Source organism: Polyangiaceae bacterium, assembly GCA_020633205.1.
Lineage (GTDB): Bacteria > Myxococcota_A > Polyangia > Polyangiales > Polyangiaceae > JAHBVY01.
This window is the reverse complement of sequence record JACKEB010000011.1, coordinates 805,445-823,806: the sequence shown is the minus strand read 5'-3', so window position 1 is coordinate 823,806 and position 18,362 is coordinate 805,445. Positions and strand designations below refer to the sequence as shown.

Here is an 18,362-nt window from a genome sequence, read left to right as displayed (position 1 = left end):
TCTTCCTCTTCTTGGACGTCGGCGCGGGCGTCCGAAAGCGCAGCGACGAGCACTTGCCTCCAAGTGCCAGAATTCTCTTACGGTAAAAGCACACGGAGCAATGAGCCCGCCCAAACCTTCGAGCATCCAACGCGCTCTCGTGGTCGCGCAACTCAGCAGCGCGTTGACGCTGGCGCTGGTGGGCTGCGGTGCTCCCCTCCCCCCCGATCAAGAAACGGAAGGGCAGACGAGCCTCGCATTCGAAGGCGCCGGGGCGTTCGAGCCAATCCAGAACTTCGGTTCGAACCCCGGTGCGCTCAACATGTATCGTTACGTGCCGAGCCCGCTTCCCTCGGGAACCGCCCCGCTCGTACTCGCGCTCCACGGCTGCTCGCAGACGGCTGCAGACTACCGACGCGTGGGCTGGGAACCACTGGCGGATGAGCTCGGCTTCTTCGTGGTGTACCCGGAGCAAACGGCCGCAAACAATGGCGCTCGCTGCTTCAACTGGTACGGCGAGTTCGGCGACCGAGCGAACCTGGAGCGCGGTAAGGGCGAGAATCAGTCGATCGTCGAGATGGTCCAGCGCATGCAAGCGGACTACGCCATCGATGCGTCTAGGGTCTACATCATGGGCTTGTCAGCGGGTGGCGCCGAGACCGCGTTGATGCTCGCCACCTGGCCAGACGTGTTCGCCGGCGGCGGCATCATCGCAGGGATCCCTTACGACTGCTCCACGAGCTTGACTCAGGTGGCGAGCTGCTTGTCGCCAGGCATCGACAAGACGCCCCAGCAACAGGGCGACCTGGTGCGCAACGCGCTACCAGGCTACACCGGTCCGTTTCCGCGCGTAACCATCTGGGCGGGCAGCTCCGACGCCGTGGTCAACCCGAACAACCAGCGAGAGCTGATGGAGCAGTGGACGAACGTGCACGGCATCGACCAGGCTCCTGACGCGTCCGAGAACCTCGGGTCGGTGCAGCGCGAGGGCTACAGCGCAGGCTCCGGCGAAATCCTGGTTGAGACCGTGCGGGTCAGCAACGCTCCCCACGGTAGCTTCGTCGACCCTGAGACGGGGTGCGGCGCGACGGGGACCTGGGCCGTCGACTTCGATGTGTGCGCAGCGCGCTCCATGGCGGCCTTCTGGGGTCTTGGTAGCGTGAGCAGCGGCGGAAATGGCGCAACCGGTGGAAGCTCGGGAGGCGCAGTTAGTTCGGGAGGCGCAGTTGGCTCCGGGGGAGCGCTGAGTAGCGGCGGCAGCGGGGGGTTAGGAACGTCGGGTGGCAGCCCGAGCACCGGCGGCAGTGGCAACAGCCACTGCTCCTCCGTCTCCGCGGGCGGCAGCTGCACCGAACCAGCGGGCGAGTCTTCTAGCGGCTGCAGTTGCTCGCTTCCAGGCGCTCTTTTGCCGCGCGGCAACGCACCTGCACAACTCAGCCTAGTTGGTTTGCTCGCGGCGCTCTGGTTGTACCGGCGTCGCAGCAACTGAGCGGTCCTCACGGTTCGCCCAGAACTCGCTCATTTGCTTCCACAGGCCGTCCCGTGCGCGTCTCGAGACGACGGCGCCGACGTGACCACCTGGCAGCTGCAAGATGTCCTTGTCTTCGCTGGAGATCAGCTCGTGAAGCCGTGCGGCGCCGCGCCAAGGTACGATGTGATCATCACGAAAGGTGACCACCAACGTCGGGCACTCGATCGAGTCGAGGCGTGCCGCGCGACCGCTCAGCACGAAGTCGCCGCGCACCAAGCGATTGTCTCGGTAGAGCTCTTGGATGTAGCGCTCGTAGCAAGCGCCGGGGAAGGAGACGTTGTCGTTGCCCCAGATCTCCGTCGCGAAGAAGCCCCGCAAGAACTCCGCGTCAGCGCGGCGATCGACCAACGTGATCAGCTTGCTGATTGCCAGCGTGGGCCGCAGCATGTGAAACGACGCCTGCATCAGCGGCCACGGCACGTTGGCGAAGGCCTTGACGAGCGCTGGGAGATCAAACGTCTTGGTCAACGTCCAGGCCGACAGCAAGCCGCCGTCGTGAAAGTCGATGGGGGCGGCAAGCGCGGTCAATGTGGCGACGCGTTCTGGATAAGCCGCTGCGTAGATACTCGTGAGCGTTCCCCCGAGGCAATAACCGAGGAGGTGCACGCGCTGGGCGCCAGAGTGACGACGGGCGGCGCGGATTGCCCGGGATATGTAGCGATCACAGTACACATCGAAGTCCAGGTGGCGGTCTTCAGCGGTCGGCGTACCCCAGTCGATCATGTAGACGTCATGACCTTGCTCCACCAAGAACTCGACGAAGCTCTTGCCTGGAAGCAAGTCGAGCACGTAGTTGCGGTTGATCAAGCTCGGCACGATCACAATCGGAGTCTTGTGACTGATGCCCTCCGGCCGCGGGGTGTAGCGAAGCACGCGGAGCTTGTTCTCCCGGTGCACGACGCGGGCCGGTGTCTGCCCGACCACGCTACGGGGCTTCTTCAACAGGTCGATCAGCTCGGCCCACTCAGCGCGCTGAAGTTCGGCTTCCCCGAGATCATTGGCTGGCTTAGTCATTCATAGAGCCCTTCGAATGCATCGCGGAACCGTTCGTATACCGCCTTGCGACGCAACTTCAGGGTAGTCGTGAGCATGCCGTCGTCCACGCTGAGGCTCGGCGCCATCAGCTTGAAGCGCTTGATCTGCTCGAAGCGCGCGAGGTCGTGATTCGCCGCTTCAATGCGGGACTGGATTAGCTCTTCGGCGGACCTGCCGCTCGCCTTGGTGCGCGCCTCGAGCTCCTCTTGATTCGGCCAGACACCAAGCACGATGTACTTTTTCGCGTCTCCATAGGCGACCGCGTGCTCGAACAGCGGGTCGTCGGCGAAGAGTTTCTCTATGTTCCCTGGGGCAACATTCTTGCCTCCCGCGGTGACCAAGATCTCCTTCTTGCGACCGATGATCTGCAAGAAGCCCCTTTCGGTGAAGCGCCCCAGGTCGCCCGTCTTGAACCAGCCTTCGCTGTCGAACGCTTCAGCGGTCGCTTCAGGGTTCTTGTGGTAGCCACCAAAGATGCTTGGCCCTTTGGCGAGGATCTCGCCGTCGTCGTCCAGCTTGAGCTCGACGGAGGGTAGTGGCTTGCCGACGCTCTCGAAGTCAAAGTCGTCGGGCCGGTTGAGGGTGAGCGTCGGAGAGCACTCCGTTAGGCCATAGCCTTCGATGATCAAGATCCCCGCGGAGAGGAACTGCTCCTTCACTTGGCGCTTCAACCCGGCACCGCCCGAGAGGCAGAACTGCAAGCGCCCACCCGTGACCGCCTGCAGGCGCTTCGCGCGGGCCGCTTCGTCCGCTAGCTCGATGACCGAGGCCGCCAGTCGTTCCCAGTACACCGGCACACTCATGAAGACGTTGGGGCGAATCCGCGGCATCAAGTCGAGCACCGTTTTTGGATCCGTGAGGTAACTCAAGAAGCCCAGACGGTTGCCGATGATGGTCTCGCCGTAGCCGAAGATGTGGCTCATCGGGAGCCATAGCAGGTCCACGCCGTCTTCCGGCAGGCGTGGCGCGTTGTTCACGAACCAGTCGCGCCAGTTGATGCCGAGGTTCTCGTGGGTGAGCGGCACGCCCTTGGGGTGACCCGTGGTGCCACTGGTGTAGAGCATCATGCCCGGCGCAGTGACAGGTACGCTCGCGGCGCTCCTGGTCGCAAGCTCTACCTCGGTGTCGCCCATCGCTGACAGCAGGTCGTTCCAGGGCGCGGTGCGCTCGAGCAGTGCCCGTGCGCTCGGCTGCTCGAGGCGTGAGGCCAGCTGGTCCCGCGCCACATCGAGGCTGAGATCCGGATCGATGAGTTGGACCCGCTCCACGGTCCCAAGCTCTTCGGCTTGGTCAAGCAGCCGCCCAAGCAACTCCACGGAGTCCACGAAGACCACTCGCGCGTCACTGTGATTCAGGATGTAAGCCGCCTGGGGCGCAGTCGAAGCGGGGTAAATCGGAACGCAGACGCCACCAGCGGCCTGAACGCCAAGCGCCGCAGCCATCCACTCCACGCGATTGTGCCCGAACACCGCCGCGCGCTCCCCCCGAGCGAGACCGAAGTCGCGGAGCATGCGCCATACGGCCGCGACCTGCTTGCCATGGGCGAGCCAACTCAAAGGTGCGAAGCCGCTGTAGTTGTTTCCTCGAGGTACTTCGGAGGTAGGCAGCATGAACCGCGACAAGTCCCCGTGGCGCGCGGCAGCCTCGAGCAGAATCAATGCAGCATTTTCGACTTTCAGATACGGCGTAACGTCCATGGCTCCCCCAGGAAACGGCGCGTTCGTGCGGCGCGCCTCGGAAACGCTGCGAAGCGAATCACTCTCGCGGCGCAGCAGCAGCACCTTGGAGATCTTCCAAGCGCTCCTCGAGATCGATCAGACGGCTCTCCAGCTCGTGGAGAACGTGCAACGTGCGCTCCTGATCCCGGCGCGTCGGCAGGCCCATCCCCGACCACACGCCAGCGCTCAGGCTGTCCGCTGCGCGCTTGAGCTTGGTGGCTGCACCCAAGCAACCAGCGACCGGCTCGAGTAACAACGGGTTCTTGAGCACACTATCGAGATACGGCGTGGTCGCGTTGTCCCACGCCTTGAAGTAGCGCTTGAACGCGCCCCACGGACCGACGGTTTGAAAACTCATGGCGCCCTCCTGCGCTTGAGCTCCGATCCTAGCGCGTCCGCCTGAGCCGCTTCGACCTCCACTTCGAGGAAACCCGCGAGGTCGCGGTTGGATTCTTCCAGGGCCTCGACCATGGGGAAGTGACCGCAGCGGGGATACACCTTGAGTTCCGCATGCCTGAGCTGCCGCATGAGCCGATACGCCACCGGCAGCGTGGAGATGCAGTCTTCCTTGCCCCAGAGCAACAACACGGGCTGACTCAGTTCCCCGTAGCGTTGCTCCTGACGGCGAAACTTCTGGGCGCGCAGCGTTGCCAACGCCGCGGCTTTGCTACCCGGGAGCTCCAGCAGCTGCTCCACGCGGCGCACTCGATCGGAGGTGATGCGACGCCGGTCGTAGTAGGCAATGGGCATGGTGCGCTCCACGTGCCCGTGACCGCTCCAGCCAAACATCCACTCACCAATGCCATCGGCTCGGGCCAGCACCATCCACGCTGGGAGCTGATCTTCATAGACCCACGCATCGTAGAGGGCCACGCGACTGATCCGCTGAGGCACTGCCAGGCTCGTCGCGAGCGCGACCGACGCACCCCACGAGTGACCCACGATCGCGGCGCGAGGGAGCCGCAAGTGGTCGAGGAGGGCCACCACGATTCGTGCTTGGGCTGCGGGTGAATAGTCGCCCGCGCCGCGACTGCTGTAGCCAAAGCCCTTCAAGTCGACAGCGATCACCTGATGGCGCGCCGATAGGGCTGGGACGACGTCGTCCCACGCATCGAGGGAAGACGCGTAGCCGTGAAGCAACACCACCGCGGGCCCACTTCCAGACACGCGATAGCGAATACGCGCTCCACACACGTCGGCGTAGCTGTCCTCTTCGGGAGCCCCAGGTAGGGGACCTTCGTAAAAGTTCGGACTGCTAAACCGCCAATGCACATCGCCTCCTGGACGGCGCTCGGCCTCGATTCACGAGCTTCGAACCCCGCCATGTTGCATCGCAACAACGTCGTCTGTCTTGCTCCATCCGACGGGTCAGCGTCAAGCCCTTTCGTTTCGCGACGCACCATACCCTCAGAATCAGCTTTCTAGCGTAAATCGGCTCAGCCAAAGGGACCCAGCGGTCGCGACCGGCAGCACCGTGTTGCAATGCAACATTTCAATTGACGACCCAATCGCCGTCCCGTAGTTTGGCGCCGTGTTCAACCAGCAACCCAAGCACGGCGTGATCTGGAGCAAACTGCTCGGCGAGTGGTCGCGCCTGTTCGGGGGGACCCAAGTGGCGGCCCAGCTGCAAGAACAGTGGCTACGCGCGCTACAGAGCACGCCTTGGCCTGGCGTGTTCCCTCCAGGATTCGCTCCATCCTCGAACCCGTTCAGTGGAGCGTACGCTGAGACACTGCAGCAGGCTGAAACACTGCAGCCGGCGGCGACGCTGCACGCGGAACTGGCGAGTCAGGCGCTTGGCCGCTGGCTACACTGGGTCGACGCGAGCGCTTGGCTCGCGAAGGACACGCTGAACTACGTCCAGCGTCTGCAGGTCGAGTTCATCAAGGCAACCCAAGACCTCCAGGCTCAGAGCCTGGACCGCGAGCACTTCTGAGCTCGAGCTACGAGGAACCGCGTATGAAACTGGAAAGCTGTCGCGCAATCGTCACTGGTGGAGCCAAAGGCATGGGACTCCACTTCGCAATGCGTCTCCACGAGCTGGGGGCGCAAGTCGCGGTAGGCGACGTCGATGAGGCCGGGCTCGAAGCATTGCCGAGCGGAATTCACAAGCGCCGCCTGGACGTCAGCCAGGAGTCAGATTGCGAAGGCTTTGTCGCCTGGGCCCAGGAGCAAATGGGCGGGCTGAACGTGCTGGTGAACAACGCTGGCATCATCCGCGATGGCTTGCTGGTGAAGAAGGCGCGGGACACCGGTGCGCTGACGAAGATGTCGAAGGCGGACTGGGACGCCGTCACCGCCGTCAACCTGAGCGGCGCGACCTTCATGGCCCGCGAGTTTGCCTTCCGAGTCGCCGAGAGCGAGGAACGCCCAAGCTTGATCGTGAACATGTCTTCGGTGTCTCGACACGGAAACCGCGGGCAGTCCAGCTACGTCGCGGCGAAGGCGGCCCTCGCGGCAAACGCCGTGACCTGGGCGCGCGAGCTGGCGAAGTTTGGCACCCGCGTGGTCGGTATCGCGCCGGGCATGGTGGAAACGCCGATGACTCAGGGCATGAATCAGAAGGCGCGCGATGCGCTGGTCGCCGCCATCCCCGTGGGTCGAATTGGTGTGCCCGAAGACCTGTGGCTCGCCCTGCGCTTCTGCATCGAGTGCGAGTACTTCAACGCCCGGGTACTCGACGTCGACGGCGGCTTGGTGATGACCTGAGATCGATTGCTCGCGCCAGAGGGCGCGGGGTGCGGGGGAAGACATGCGTTACATCGACTTGATCGCCGAGCGGCCGCTGATTTGGGGTCTGTTCATCGTCTACATGCTGGGTACGAGCTACCTCGCGTGGCTGGGGCACAAGCGCACCACGGACATTCGCTCCTTCGCGGTGGGTAGCGGCAACATGAACCCGTGGGTGGTGGGCATCACGCTGGCCGCGAGCATCGCCTCGACCGCGACCTTCGTGATCAACCCCGGGTTCGTCTATGTGCACGGCCTCTCGGCGTTCATGCATCTTGGGCTAGCCGCTGGCCTCGGTATCGCAGTTGGCCTCTTGGTGATGAGCGCCGGGTTTCGCGCGATTGGCGAGAAGCACAAAGCCATCACGCTGCCTCAGTGGACCGGCAAGCGCTACGACTCACGGGCGCTCTCCATCTTCTTTGCAGCAGTGAACTTGCTCAGCTTGAGCTTCGTCGTGCTGATCGTCGGCGGCTTGTCGATCGTGATGCAGCAAACCCTGGGGCTGAGCAACCTCGAGAGCCTGCTCCTGATCGTTGGCTTCGTCTTCAGCTACGTCTTCGTCGGCGGCACCTACGCGCACGCTTACACGAACACCCTGCAGGGTGTGATCATGCTCATCGTCAGCGTGGTGATCATCGGCAGCGGCGCACACTACCTGAGCGGTGGCATCGGCCCGTTCATGGACAAGATCGCCGCCCAAGATCCGAACCTGGTGATGGGCGTGAACCCGAAGAGCCCGCTGTTTTCCAGCCCATTCACGGTCTACGTCGCCGGTTTCATCATCGGTTTTGCGCTGGTGTGTCAGCCGCACATCATGACCAAGGCGCTCTACGTGAAAGGCAAGAAGGAGATCCGTCAGTACCTCGCGGTAACGCTTGTCAGCTTCGGCATCTTCACAGCGCTGCTCTTGGTGGGGCTCTACGCCCGAGTGATGGAGCTTCCGAAGGACGCGCTCCTGGATCCCACGACGGGTGCCTTTCGTCAGGACCAGGTGATGGCCGCTTACCTGGCGAATAGCTTCGGTCCAGGGATGCTCTCCGTGATCACCGTGGCGCTGCTCGCCGCCGGCATGAGCACCTTGGATGGCATCCTGGTGGCGCTCTCCAGCATCGCCGCGAACGACCTGTTCTTGAACCTCACGGAAAAGAACCTGCTCAAGAACTACGAGGAGGAGCAGCGCGCGCGCATCGCACACCGCGCCTCCCAGGCCATCTTGCTGGCCATCGGTGTCGCCGCGCTGCTGATTTCGATTCATCCCCCGAAGCTCCTCGGCATCTTTGGTCAGGTGGGCGTCTACGGCATCGTCGCGGCCTCCACGGTGCCGATCCTGTTCGGCATCCTGTTCAAGCGCATGGACAAGCGCGCAGCCTTCGCCGCCGCTGCCACGGGCCTCGCGGTTCACTTCAGCCTCTACAGCTGGGCCAGCTGGGCAAAGTCTCACGGCGTGCAGCTCGCGGACGGCGTGCTCGGTAGCACCGCCCTTGGGTGGATGTTCGACCACGGCGCCGTTCAGCTGGGGTTGTTGAACCCCGGCGTCACCGCAACCTACGGGCTCATCCTGAGCAGCGTCGTCGGCCTCCTGGGCGTCGCGTTGGCCCCCAAGTCGGTTCCCGACGGCAATGCGCAGCAGGACAGCGAGCTAGGTTCAAAGCCCGAAGAGGCGCGCTTCAGCTCGAGCGACGCCCAGAGCAGCGCGGGCGCCTAGCACCCCCTCGGGGGCGCTTTCACAAACTCTCGATCGCGTGGTTGGGCCACCGCATCGGAACACAACGTCGCGACCCTCGCCTCACGTAGAACAGGGCGCGAACAACCAAAGGACTAGCCATGTTTCCCAACCAATTCTTCGCAGCCAATCCCTACACCGAGACCTACAGCAAGCTGATGCGCGCTCAGACCGCTCGCATGGAGAGCCTGAACAGCCAGTTCAACGAGCTCAGCGCGCAGCAGACCAAGCGCGCGTGCGAGTCCATCGACGAGACCGCCAAGCTGATGAAGGACTCCCTCCAGGCATGGGGTGAACTCGGCAGCGCATGGCAGCGCTTCGCCCTCGAGCTGACTCGCGTGCCGAACATCAGCGAAGGCTGAGAACGGTCGCGCTCTGGGGATCCGTCAGCGCGCGAGGCGGATCCCTGAGAACATCCAGCGCTGGCCTGGATAGAAGAAGTTCCGATAAGTGGGACGGAAGTGGCTCCCGCTCGTCACGCACGCGCCGCCGCGCAGCACCTGCTGGCTCACCATGAACTTACCGTTGTATTCCCCCAGGGCGCCATCCGCGACCTTGAAGCCCGGGTACGGCGCGTAGGCACTCGCGGTCCACTCCCAGACGTCGCCGTGCATCTGGCGGAGGCCTTCGCCGCGCGCCGCGCTGGGATGCAGGGCACCGCTCTCAACAAAATTTCCGCATGGTTTATCCCGGACAGAGCCCAAGCTTCCCGCCGCCGCCTCCCACTCGGCTTCGCCGGGGAGCCGCGCCTTGGCCCAGCTAGCAAACGCGTCTGCCTCGAAGTAGCTGACGTGGCACACCGGCGCAGCTAGATCGAGCGGTTCGAGGCCGCGCAGGGTGAACTCATAGAACTCGCCCTCACGCTCCACCCAGTAGAGCGGCGAGCTCCAGCCTTCGGCGCGCACGCTGGCCCAGCCGTCGCTGAGCCACAAAAGCGGCTGGGAATAGCCGCCGTCTCGCATGAACTCGAAAAACTCCCCGTTGGTCACGAGCCGCGACCCGAGCTGGTAGGCCTCGAGGTGGACCTGGTGCCGCGGCCCCTCGTTGTCGAAGTGAAAGCCTGGGCCGTCGGTTCCCAGCGCCTTCAACCCTCCCCCAAAATCCAAGAACTCAGTCGGACCGACATCGCTTGAGCCAGCCCTGGATTGATTCCTCGCGGTATCAGCTGAGTACACTGGAAAGCTCGGGCTTTGAAACAGCACGTGCTTGATGTCCATCAGCAAGAGCTCTTGGTGCTGCTGCTCGTGGTGTAGCCCTAACTCCACGACCGCATGCTCCTCGGCCGAGAGCTCTGTCCCAAGCACCTGGGTCATCGCTTGATCGACGTGTTGACGATACGCGAGCACCGTCTCCAGGTTCGGTCGCGTGACGAGACCACGCCGCGCCCGCGGGTACTGCGCACCCACGCTGTTGTAGTAGGAGTTGAACAGGTACTCGAAGCTCGGGTCGAACACCGAGTAGTCCAGGCCCCGAGCCGCACGCGGCTTGAGCACGAAGGTCTCGAAGAACCACGTCACATGGGCGAGGTGCCACTTGGTGGGGCTCACATCAGGCATCGACTGCACGATGCAGTCCTCGGCGGACAGCGGCGCGCGCAGCTGTTCGGTGAAGCGCCGCACCTCCAAGTAGCGTTGAAGCAGGGACGACTGACTCGGCACCGGCGCACTCATGAGCGTCAAACCCTAAGGCCAAGCCCAGCGCCTGCGAAGCCACCCCAGGCGCTTTTGTTTGGGGTGAGGGGCGGTGTTTTCAGCCCAATCCACCTAGAAATGGCGTTTTCCCCTTCCACCACACGCCGCCCACAGAAAAAATCCGCCCGCCGGCTGTCGATCTGAAGCCCAGCCTGCGTCGAGGCAACATGCAGTACCTACTCCTCATCTATGCGGCAGAGTCCATCGACGAGAACATGAGCGAAGCCGATCAGGCTACGCTGATCGCGAACTACGAGACCTACACCCAAGAGTTGATCGCGGCCGGAGCGCTCAGGGGCGGCGAAGCGCTGATGCCGACCTCGACGGCCAAGACAGTCCGCATGCGCAATGGGGATACGCTGGCGACGGATGGCCCCTTCGCGGAAACCAAAGAGGCGCTGGGAGGGTTCTACCTCATCGAGGCGGCCGACGAAGCCGAAGCGCTCAAGTGGGCGGCGAAGATCCCCAGCGCGACGTACGGCTGTGTCGAGGTGCGCCCCATCATGAAGTACGACTGAAAGCGACGTTGCGATTCGCTCTCACGCCAGCCCCATCGGGCTGGCGTTCTTCATTTGTCGTTCGTTCGCGCCTCCCGGCCGCACATTCGGAGGCGCGAAACACGAGGATCTGCTCGACGAAAAAAAAACATCCGGGACGTGTCGAATCGACGCCTACCCTGCGTCGACCCAGCATGCAGTACCTACTCCTCATCTACTCCGACGAAAAAATTGGCGCCAACATGAGCGAAGCCGAACAGCAACAGCTCATGGCCGACTACCACGCGTACACCCAAGAGCTGGTCACAGCCGGTGTGATGCGCGCCGGCGACGCCCTGAAGCCGACAACCACCGCGACCACCGTGCGCGTTCGCGGCAGCGAGACCATGACCACCGACGGTCCATTCGCTGAGACCAAAGAAGCCCTCGGCGGCTACTACCTGATCGAGGCCCCGAACCTAGACGAGGCGCTGAAGTGGGCCGCCAAGATCCCGACCGCGAAGTACGGGTCGATCGAGGTCCGTCCGATCATGGTCTACTAGGAAGCCGTGAGCCAGACGGCACTTGCAGTGGAGCGGGTGTTCCGTGAGGAGTCCGGGCGGGTGATCGCCGGGCTCATCCGGCTCACCCGCGCTGGCGCGAGTCGCCATGGTGAAGACGCCTTCCAGGTCGCGGAAGACCTTTTCCAAGAGGCCCTAGCCCGCGCCCTCGACCGCTGGCCAGTCGAGGGCGTGCCCGACAACCCAGCCGCCTGGATCACCCGGGTCGCCCGCAACGCGGCCATCGACCGCATGCGGCGCTGGAGCAGTCGAGAGCGTTCCCTCGCGGAACTGAGAGACGTCTCGAGCGAACCGCCCGAACCGGCTGAAGCCGACGCGGCAGACGCTGACGTCTTCCCAGACGACCGCTTGCGTCTGTTCTTCACTTGCTGCCATCCCGCCTTGCCCCAAGCGGCGAGCGTGGCATTGACCCTGCGCACCCTCGGCGGACTCACCACACCAGAAATCGCGAAAGCATTCCTGGTGAGCGAGGTGACGCTGGCCCAGCGCCTGGTGCGAGCGAAGCGCAAGATCGCGGACGCGGGGATCCCCTACCGCGTGCCCCCCGCGGAGCTCTTGCCCGAACGACTCAAGGCAGTGCTCTCCGTGATCTACCTGATCTTCAATGAGGGCTATCTCGCGACGAGCGGAGACCGCCTGGTCCGCGCGCAGCTCTGCGAAGAGGCGCTGCGCCTTGGCGGCGTGCTGGCCACTCTGCTGGAGGGCGCCAGCGCGGACGACTCGATTCATGAGGCTCGAAAACAACGCGCGGAAGTGATCGGCCTCTTGGCGCTGATGCGTTTGACTCACGCTCGCCACGACGCGCGCGTCGACGCCGCCGGCGGCCTTGTCCGGCTGGACGATCAAGATCGAGCGCGCTGGGACGGAGCGGCGATCCAGCGAGGCTTGGCAGAGTTGGATCTAGCGTTGAGCCTGCGGGCGGCCGGTCCCTATCAGGTCCAAGCGGCGATCGCTGCGCTGCACGCGCGCGCGACGACTCCGGACGAAACCGACTGGCCGCAGATCGCTGGGCTGTATGCGGCACTGCTTCACTTCGCGCGTGACGGAGCAACTGAACAAGCAACGCCGATCATCGAGCTGAACCAGGCGGTCGCGATCTGGAAAGCGGACGGTCCCGAGCGTGCGTTGCCCCTCGTGCAACGCTTGGCCGACAGCGGCAGGCTCGCGAACTACCACATGCTCTACGCCACGCTCGGACACCTCTCGCGCGCCCTCGGTCGTCTGGACGAAGCGAAGGCCGCGTTCGCACGCGCTCTCGAGCTGACAGACAACAGCTCCGAACGGCGCTTCTTGGAGGGCCAGATCCTGGATCTCACCAACGGCGCCGCTGGTGGTGAACCTTAAATACCCACGGCCCAGGTACGGAGCACAGGTTCAGTATTCAGCGAGTGGCGTGTGAAGCGCAGGTGCGGAATGCTGCGCCCCGCACGCCACCTGAGCTTCTGATTAGGGTTTTGCCTACTTTGGTTGTACGCTCGGGTTTGTGCCCGAAGACGCTGCTACCCGCGAAAAAACCCGCGTTTTGGTAGTTGATGACGAGCGCTTCATCCGCGAAGTGCTTGCCGACTTCCTCGGGATGGAGGGGTACCAAGTCCGCACCGCCGAGGACGGCGCTGCTGCGTCCCGAGAGCTGGACCGCAGCAAGTACGACGTCGTTATCACCGACCTGAAGATGCCCAATATGGGTGGGCTGGATTTGCTCCGTGAGATCGAACGCAAGAGCCCCGACGCGGTCACCATCGTGATGACGGGTTTCGGCACGGTGGAGACGGCGATCGACGCGATGAAGCGCGGCGCCCACGACTACGTGCTCAAGCCATTCAAGGTGGAGCAAGTGCTGGAGATCGTTCGCCAGGGCCTCGAGGCGCGCAGCAACGGAACCGGGCCCCACTCACGACGCGCCCAGGTTGATTCCGCAAGGAAAGAGCTTAGCGAGCGCTTCTCGCGCATGATGGACACGCTGTGGCTGGCGTACCATCCCATCGTGACGGTGGATGGCAACATCTACGGCTACGAAGCCCTGATGCGTTCAGAGGAGCCGAGCTTTCCGGATCCGAGCCTGGTCCTCAGCGCCGCAGAGGATCTCGATCAGCTCCACGCGCTTGGTCGGCGGATTCGCGATCGCGCGGTAGAAGGCTTCAAAGAGGCTCCTGAAGGCTCACACCTGTTCGTCAACCTGCATCCAGCGGACTTGATGGACTCTCAGCTCTTCTCGCCCACGGCGCCGCTCTCCAAGATCGCACCTCGGGTGGTGCTCGAAATCACAGAGCGTGCGTCTCTCGAGAAGCTCGACGATGTGCCCGGCCGCGTTGCCAGCCTTCGCGCACTTGGCTTCCGCGTGGCAATTGATGACCTGGGCGCTGGCTACGCAGGCCTTGGCTCGTTCACCGAGCTGGAGCCAGATATCGTCAAGCTCGACATGTCCCTGGTGCGTGGCGTGCACCTCCACCGCACCAAAGAAAAGGTGATCTTGAGCATGATGAGTCTCGCGCGCGAGCTCGGGACCACGGTGGTTGCGGAAGGTGTAGAGACCGAAGAGGAGCGTGCCAAGCTCACCGAGATTGGCTGCGACCTGCTCCAAGGCTTCTTCTTCGCCAAGCCGCGGCGCTTGTCCCGGCGCTAGGGCGCGCCGTTCAACTCCTCCACGATATCGCTCGCTGCCGCGATATCGACCTAGCGGTTTTTCTCGCAGACTTCGACGGTGTCCTTTGCCACCCGCTCGCGCTTCCCAGTGTTCGCGCACACCGAGAAGGATTTCTTCGCGCGTTCTTGCAGCGGTGCGCTCGACTCCGCGATGGCCTTGCGAAGGTTCTTCACCGAGGTTGCGTCCTTCTCGACCGCGGCAGGAAACTTGATGCCGTTCATTTCCTCAGAGAAATCTCGCCACATCTCGCCCACTCGGCGCATGCCCTCAACGACCCAGCGCGCGGGAAACACGGGCTTGATGCGAGTGATCTCAACGTAGGCGCGCATCGCGTCTTCCAGCGCTGCGTGGCGCTCCTTGGACCAGCCTTGAAACGTCTTGTAATAGTCCTGCAGCTGGTCACTCGACTTGAGCGACTTCGTGCTCGGCGCCTTGAGCTTCTCCGCTTCCAGGCGTAATTTTTCCGCCTGCAAATACATCGCTGCCCCCACTGCGCCAATCACCGCTTCTCGACCAATCAGTGGGTAAGGCTCCTTGCGCATCAGTGCCTTCGCTTTGCCCGGTGCGTCCCAGGATTCCCATGCCTGGATGACCTCCTGGGCGTTCTGCATGGCCAAGGCGGTTTCGCCGGCCGCGAAGTGCTTGCGAGCCTTTTGGGCGGCCCACGCCAGCGCGAGGCCTGGCTCCGCGGGCTTCGCCGCGGGTAGCACCCCAAGTGCCTCTCGAGCCATGTCGGAATCGTTGAAGTAGCTACTCGAACCAATCCGTGCGGATATTGCCAAGGCATCGGTCGCCTTCATGCTGGCGGCATACGACCAAACCTTGCGCGGGTCCCGCAGCACCACCAGCGCCGCGAGCACCAGCGCCGGATTCTTCGCGTCCTTGATCAGCGCCTGTAGCCGTGTGTCGTCGATGGTAGCGCCTTCAGAGCGCCAACGCGGATCGCGCAGAACGAGCTGGGCGTAGAGCTCCGCATCGGGGTCCCTGGCCAGCTTTGCTTGGGTAATCCAGCTTGGGACCAGGGCAGAGCTGCCCTCGCACACCAAGTCGGGTCCGTGGGGCTGGCTGAGCAAGCAGCCCCGCCACGCGACCTCTGCCGCAAGCGTCGCCTTGGCGGCGAACGCCGCCTCGCCGTCGGTGCCCGCTAACCCGCTGACCTTTTTGGCGATCACGTCCGCGGCGCTGAGCAGCGTCTTACACTCGTTGCTGCAAACGGCCGGCTCTTCGGGCTGCGCTTCGTCGATGTCGGGGTCCGTCTGGGGCGCGCTGGCGCTGGGCAGTGCGCCAGCATTGGACGCAGCGCTTGCGGTTGGTACCGCCTCCGGCGCGCGAGCGGGGGCAGAGCCGCAGTGGGTGGAGGCGAGCGCGAAGGCACCTAGGGCGCCTAACCCCCAACCCCTGAAGGAACGCGGAGAGCCGAGAGCGGTGCAGCGACGGAGCGGACTCGTACGACCAACCATGGGCTGCTTGTAGAGGATCCGCGGGGAGGAGCAAAGGCGCGAGGTCGCATCACCCCAGTCGCCCTGCTGACGACGCTATACTCCGCGGTGTGGAGCTGAAATTCACACCGACCGTCGCGGACTACCGCGAGCTCGTGCGCGCAAACCTCGCACGGCGTCCGTTTGGTGTGATCCTCCTCGCCTTCGCGTTGTGCGCTCCGTTGCCCGTTTTCTGGTTGCAGACCAGCTTGCCCTGGTTCGTCGGAGCAGTCTGGGCGGTGTTCGTCTTCTTCATGCTCGCGACGATGCCGCATCGCTTGGCGAACCAGCTCGTGCGTCGGAGCCCGCACCTCGTTCAGCCCCATCGCATCCGCACGGATTCGCGAGGCTACGAGCTGCACAGCCCAGGCTACGATGTCAGCTTGCACTGGGCAGCGTTTCGCGAGCTGAGGAGCACCAGTCACCTCTGGCTGCTCTTCCGTGAGAGCGAAGTCTTCGTGGTACCGAAGCGGGCGTTCGCTTCGAGGGATGCCGAGCGTGGTTGGGTCAGCGCCGTGCGCGACTACATGAAGGCCCCGCCTGACGCAGCCCCAGAGGCCGCTGACTTGACGTTCTCGCTGACGCGTCGGGACTACACCGAAATCTACAGCGCTGCGCAGCCGACGCAGCTCAAGTTCATGCGTTGGTTCCTCACGGTACCGATTGTGATCGGAGTGATCGCGAACGCGCGCTTCATCCAGCTGGGGCACGACATCGCCTGGATGATTAGCTTGCCCTTCACGCTGTTGTTTGCCGTCGCAATCGCCCTGATGACGCCGTGGGTCCAAGCCAGGCTGCTCAGAGCGGAGGCTTTCAAGCCCGTCTCCTATCGGATCCTCCCGGAAGGATTCCTCCACCGGCACAGCCAGGGAGAGACGCTCTACGCATGGTCCACGCTGCGCGGAGTGGAACAGACGCAGACGCTGTGGCTGGTACGCACGGATTCAGTGGTGCTCCCGGTACCCAGACGCGCCTTCGCGGATGTGGACGAGGAGAGCGACTGGATCGATCTGGTGCGCGGGAACCTGCAGAGCGCGAATTAGTTTAGGTGTAAAATTCCGTACTTGGTGGGGGAGAGGGACAGCCTCACGCTTCGGATGTGGCCACGCGCCCGAATTCGAGGTAAACGCCTGTTAGAAGTAGAACTTCTCACTTTTAAGGAGGTCCGCTGTGGCGCTGCGAAGTTTCAAGCTCGGTTTGGCTGTTTTCCGGATTGGCGGTCTTGCTCTAGCCGCGAGCGTCGCGACCTTTGCGAGCCCTGTTCGCGCAGCGGACTACAGCCAACCAGGCCCCCTCACCACGACGGTACAGAGCTTCAACACCAGCGGCGCGAACGGCAAAGTCGCGTACCCGACCAATGGGAGTGGCCCGTTTCCCACGCTGGTGCTTGGCCACGGAGCACTGTTCGCCAATGCAGATCAGCAGATCGGCTGGGGTGAGCACTTCGCGTCGTACGGCTTCGTGGCGGTCGCCGTTAACCTAGGCTCTTTTCCCGACGGCAATGGGGGAACGCCGATCATCCAGGCCGCGTTGAATTACCTGGACAGCGCGCCCGCGCCACTCGCGGGCTTGGCGGACACCGCAAACTTCGGCCTCGAAGGTTTCAGCGCTGGCGGACAGTCTTTCGCCGTAGCGGCGGTGGGTCTGAAGCCCGGCGCGCTCGTGCTCTTCGACCCGGTTGGCGGCAGCGGCATGGGCGGTGGAACAGACCCGGGCGGCAGCGCGGTGCCCAACATCTGCAGCCCGACCATCACCATCTTCACCGAACCAAGCACCTGCAACAGCAACAGCAACTGGTCACCATTCGCCCTGTCCAGCAGTGGTCCGCGCGCCACGCTCAGGATCACCGGAGCGACGCACTGCGACGGAGAGAACGCGGATCGCGGGGGACTGTGTGGAGGCTTCTGCGGCGGCGCAGCGACGCCCGCAAAGCAGAGTCGCTTCGCCCACTATGGAACAGCCTGGTTCCTCGCCTACCTGAAGGGCAACGCTGAAGCCCTGGCAGAGGTGACCGACAGCGCGCTCGGGGCAGACTCCGCGATCAAGAACACCGGAACCGCGGATGGTCCCGACTGCGACGGTAACACAGGGAACGGGGGCAGCGGAGGCGCCGCGAGTGGCGGAGCTGGCGGCGCGCAAGGCGGCACCGACGCTGGCGGCGCTGCCTCGGGCGGCGGGGCGCAAGGTGGATCCGCAGGGAACAGCGGTGGTCCAGGAGGCTCTGGAGTTGGCGGGGCGGGAGCGGACGGCGGTACCGCCGGCTCTAGCCAAGCGGGCTCGAGCGGCTCGGGTCAAGGCGGCTCGCAAGCAGGCTCGAGCGGCGCCGGCGGCGCGGCTGGTGGTGATGACTCCGGCTGCAGCTGCCGAGCGAGCGGGGCTGGAAGCACCAGTCCGCTAGCAGCGGCGCTATTCGGTATGCTGGGCCTAGCGCTGCTGCGTCGCCGCCGAAGCCGCGGCTGCACTCGTGCTACGCTACACCGATGACCATCCTGAAGGCGACGGATCTTCGGAGCTACGCCCGACGCGACTGGCAAACCCTGGAAAGGCTGTCTCGCCGCGAACGTGCAACGCTTGCCGTCGCCAAGAAGGTATCGCTCGCGATCCAGCTTTATGAGGCTGCAAAGAGCACTCGGCCAGACTGGCCGTCAGCGGCGGAACGTGACGCGGACATCGCGTCTCACCGCCGATTCCGTGAGCTCTTGAACCGAGCACCTCATGTCGGCCGTCGCTGAGACGCTACGCGCCCTGGCGTCCGTGCTCAACGCATCAGGAGCAC

At 64.0% G+C, this 18,362-nt stretch carries 18 protein-coding genes; 12 read left to right on the top strand and 6 right to left on the bottom strand.

Going from position 1 to position 18,362, the window contains the following annotated elements; all coding sequences use genetic code 11:
• Positions 1-100 precede the first annotated feature (100 nt).
• Positions 101-1,468: a PHB depolymerase family esterase gene (locus tag H6718_10130; protein MCB9585748.1), complete on the top strand. Its 1,368-nt coding sequence runs from the start codon at positions 101-103 to the stop codon at positions 1,466-1,468.
• On the opposite strand, the gene H6718_10125 is transcribed toward H6718_10130, so the two are convergent.
• The 4 genes from H6718_10125 to H6718_10110 are packed head-to-tail and all read right to left on the bottom strand — an operon-like array spanning position 1,418 to position 5,535.
• On the bottom strand, positions 1,418-2,524 hold the full coding sequence (locus tag H6718_10125; protein MCB9585747.1) for an alpha/beta fold hydrolase: 1,107 nt from the start codon (positions 2,522-2,524) through the stop codon (positions 1,418-1,420). The two genes, H6718_10130 and H6718_10125, sit on opposite strands and share 51 nt — an antisense overlap.
• A complete protein-coding gene (locus tag H6718_10120) occupies positions 2,521-4,326 on the bottom strand; it encodes a long-chain fatty acid--CoA ligase (GenBank protein ID MCB9585746.1) in 1,806 nt (601 codons plus the stop codon). The genes H6718_10125 and H6718_10120 overlap by 4 nt, the downstream gene beginning before the upstream one ends.
• Positions 4,301-4,621, bottom strand: coding sequence for a hypothetical protein (locus H6718_10115; protein ID MCB9585745.1), 321 nt, complete (start codon positions 4,619-4,621; stop codon positions 4,301-4,303). The genes H6718_10120 and H6718_10115 overlap by 26 nt, the downstream gene beginning before the upstream one ends.
• Complete coding sequence (locus H6718_10110) at positions 4,618-5,535, bottom strand: alpha/beta fold hydrolase (protein MCB9585744.1); 918 nt, start codon at positions 5,533-5,535, stop codon at positions 4,618-4,620. The genes H6718_10115 and H6718_10110 overlap by 4 nt, the downstream gene beginning before the upstream one ends.
• 259 nt (positions 5,536-5,794) lie before the next feature.
• On the opposite strand from H6718_10110, the gene H6718_10105 reads away from it, so the two are divergent.
• From H6718_10105 to H6718_10090, 4 genes are all read left to right on the top strand, one after another.
• Positions 5,795-6,199, top strand: coding sequence for a hypothetical protein (locus tag H6718_10105; GenBank protein MCB9585743.1), 405 nt, complete (start codon positions 5,795-5,797; stop codon positions 6,197-6,199).
• Between the two features lie 23 nt (positions 6,200-6,222).
• Entirely contained in the window at positions 6,223-6,972 is a 750-nt protein-coding gene (locus tag H6718_10100) for an SDR family oxidoreductase (protein MCB9585742.1), read from the top strand.
• Positions 6,973-7,015: 43 nt separating this feature from the next.
• A complete protein-coding gene (locus H6718_10095; GenBank protein ID MCB9585741.1) occupies positions 7,016-8,698 on the top strand; it encodes a sodium:solute symporter family protein in 1,683 nt (560 codons plus the stop codon).
• 119 nt (positions 8,699-8,817) lie between these two features.
• The gene (locus H6718_10090; protein MCB9585740.1) at positions 8,818-9,078 is read left to right on the top strand and encodes a hypothetical protein; all 261 of its coding nucleotides are present in this window, start codon (positions 8,818-8,820) and stop codon (positions 9,076-9,078) included.
• 24 nt (positions 9,079-9,102) lie between these two features.
• On the opposite strand, the gene H6718_10085 is transcribed toward H6718_10090, so the two are convergent.
• Positions 9,103-10,386: an ergothioneine biosynthesis protein EgtB gene (locus H6718_10085; GenBank protein MCB9585739.1), complete on the bottom strand. Its 1,284-nt coding sequence runs from the start codon at positions 10,384-10,386 to the stop codon at positions 9,103-9,105.
• A gap of 188 nt (positions 10,387-10,574) precedes the next feature.
• On the opposite strand from H6718_10085, the gene H6718_10080 reads away from it, so the two are divergent.
• The 4 genes from H6718_10080 (at position 10,575) to H6718_10065 (ending at position 14,087) form a co-directional block, all read left to right on the top strand.
• The gene (locus tag H6718_10080; GenBank protein MCB9585738.1) at positions 10,575-10,925 is read left to right on the top strand and encodes a YciI family protein; all 351 of its coding nucleotides are present in this window, start codon (positions 10,575-10,577) and stop codon (positions 10,923-10,925) included.
• A gap of 173 nt (positions 10,926-11,098) precedes the next feature.
• Positions 11,099-11,446, top strand: coding sequence for a YciI family protein (locus tag H6718_10075; protein MCB9585737.1), 348 nt, complete (start codon positions 11,099-11,101; stop codon positions 11,444-11,446).
• 6 nt (positions 11,447-11,452) lie between these two features.
• On the top strand, positions 11,453-12,808 hold the full coding sequence (locus H6718_10070; protein MCB9585736.1) for a sigma-70 family RNA polymerase sigma factor: 1,356 nt from the start codon (positions 11,453-11,455) through the stop codon (positions 12,806-12,808).
• Between the two features lie 139 nt (positions 12,809-12,947).
• Complete coding sequence (locus H6718_10065) at positions 12,948-14,087, top strand: EAL domain-containing protein (GenBank protein ID MCB9585735.1); 1,140 nt, start codon at positions 12,948-12,950, stop codon at positions 14,085-14,087.
• A gap of 50 nt (positions 14,088-14,137) precedes the next feature.
• Here H6718_10065 and H6718_10060 read toward each other — a convergent pair whose 3' ends face one another.
• Positions 14,138-15,568: a hypothetical protein gene (locus H6718_10060; protein MCB9585734.1), complete on the bottom strand. Its 1,431-nt coding sequence runs from the start codon at positions 15,566-15,568 to the stop codon at positions 14,138-14,140.
• Positions 15,569-15,657: 89 nt separating this feature from the next.
• Here H6718_10060 and H6718_10055 point away from each other — a divergent pair, with 89 nt between their 5' ends.
• The 3 genes from H6718_10055 to H6718_10045 all read left to right on the top strand — a co-directional run bounded on the left by H6718_10055 (position 15,658) and on the right by H6718_10045 (position 18,318).
• Positions 15,658-16,629, top strand: a complete 972-nt coding sequence (locus tag H6718_10055) for a YcxB family protein (GenBank protein MCB9585733.1) — start codon at positions 15,658-15,660, stop codon at positions 16,627-16,629.
• Between the two features lie 127 nt (positions 16,630-16,756).
• The gene (locus H6718_10050) at positions 16,757-18,070 is read left to right on the top strand and encodes an MYXO-CTERM sorting domain-containing protein (GenBank protein ID MCB9585732.1); all 1,314 of its coding nucleotides are present in this window, start codon (positions 16,757-16,759) and stop codon (positions 18,068-18,070) included.
• Positions 18,067-18,318: a hypothetical protein gene (locus H6718_10045; GenBank protein ID MCB9585731.1), complete on the top strand. Its 252-nt coding sequence runs from the start codon at positions 18,067-18,069 to the stop codon at positions 18,316-18,318. The genes H6718_10050 and H6718_10045 overlap by 4 nt, the downstream gene beginning before the upstream one ends.
• Positions 18,319-18,362: the final 44 nt, after the last annotated feature.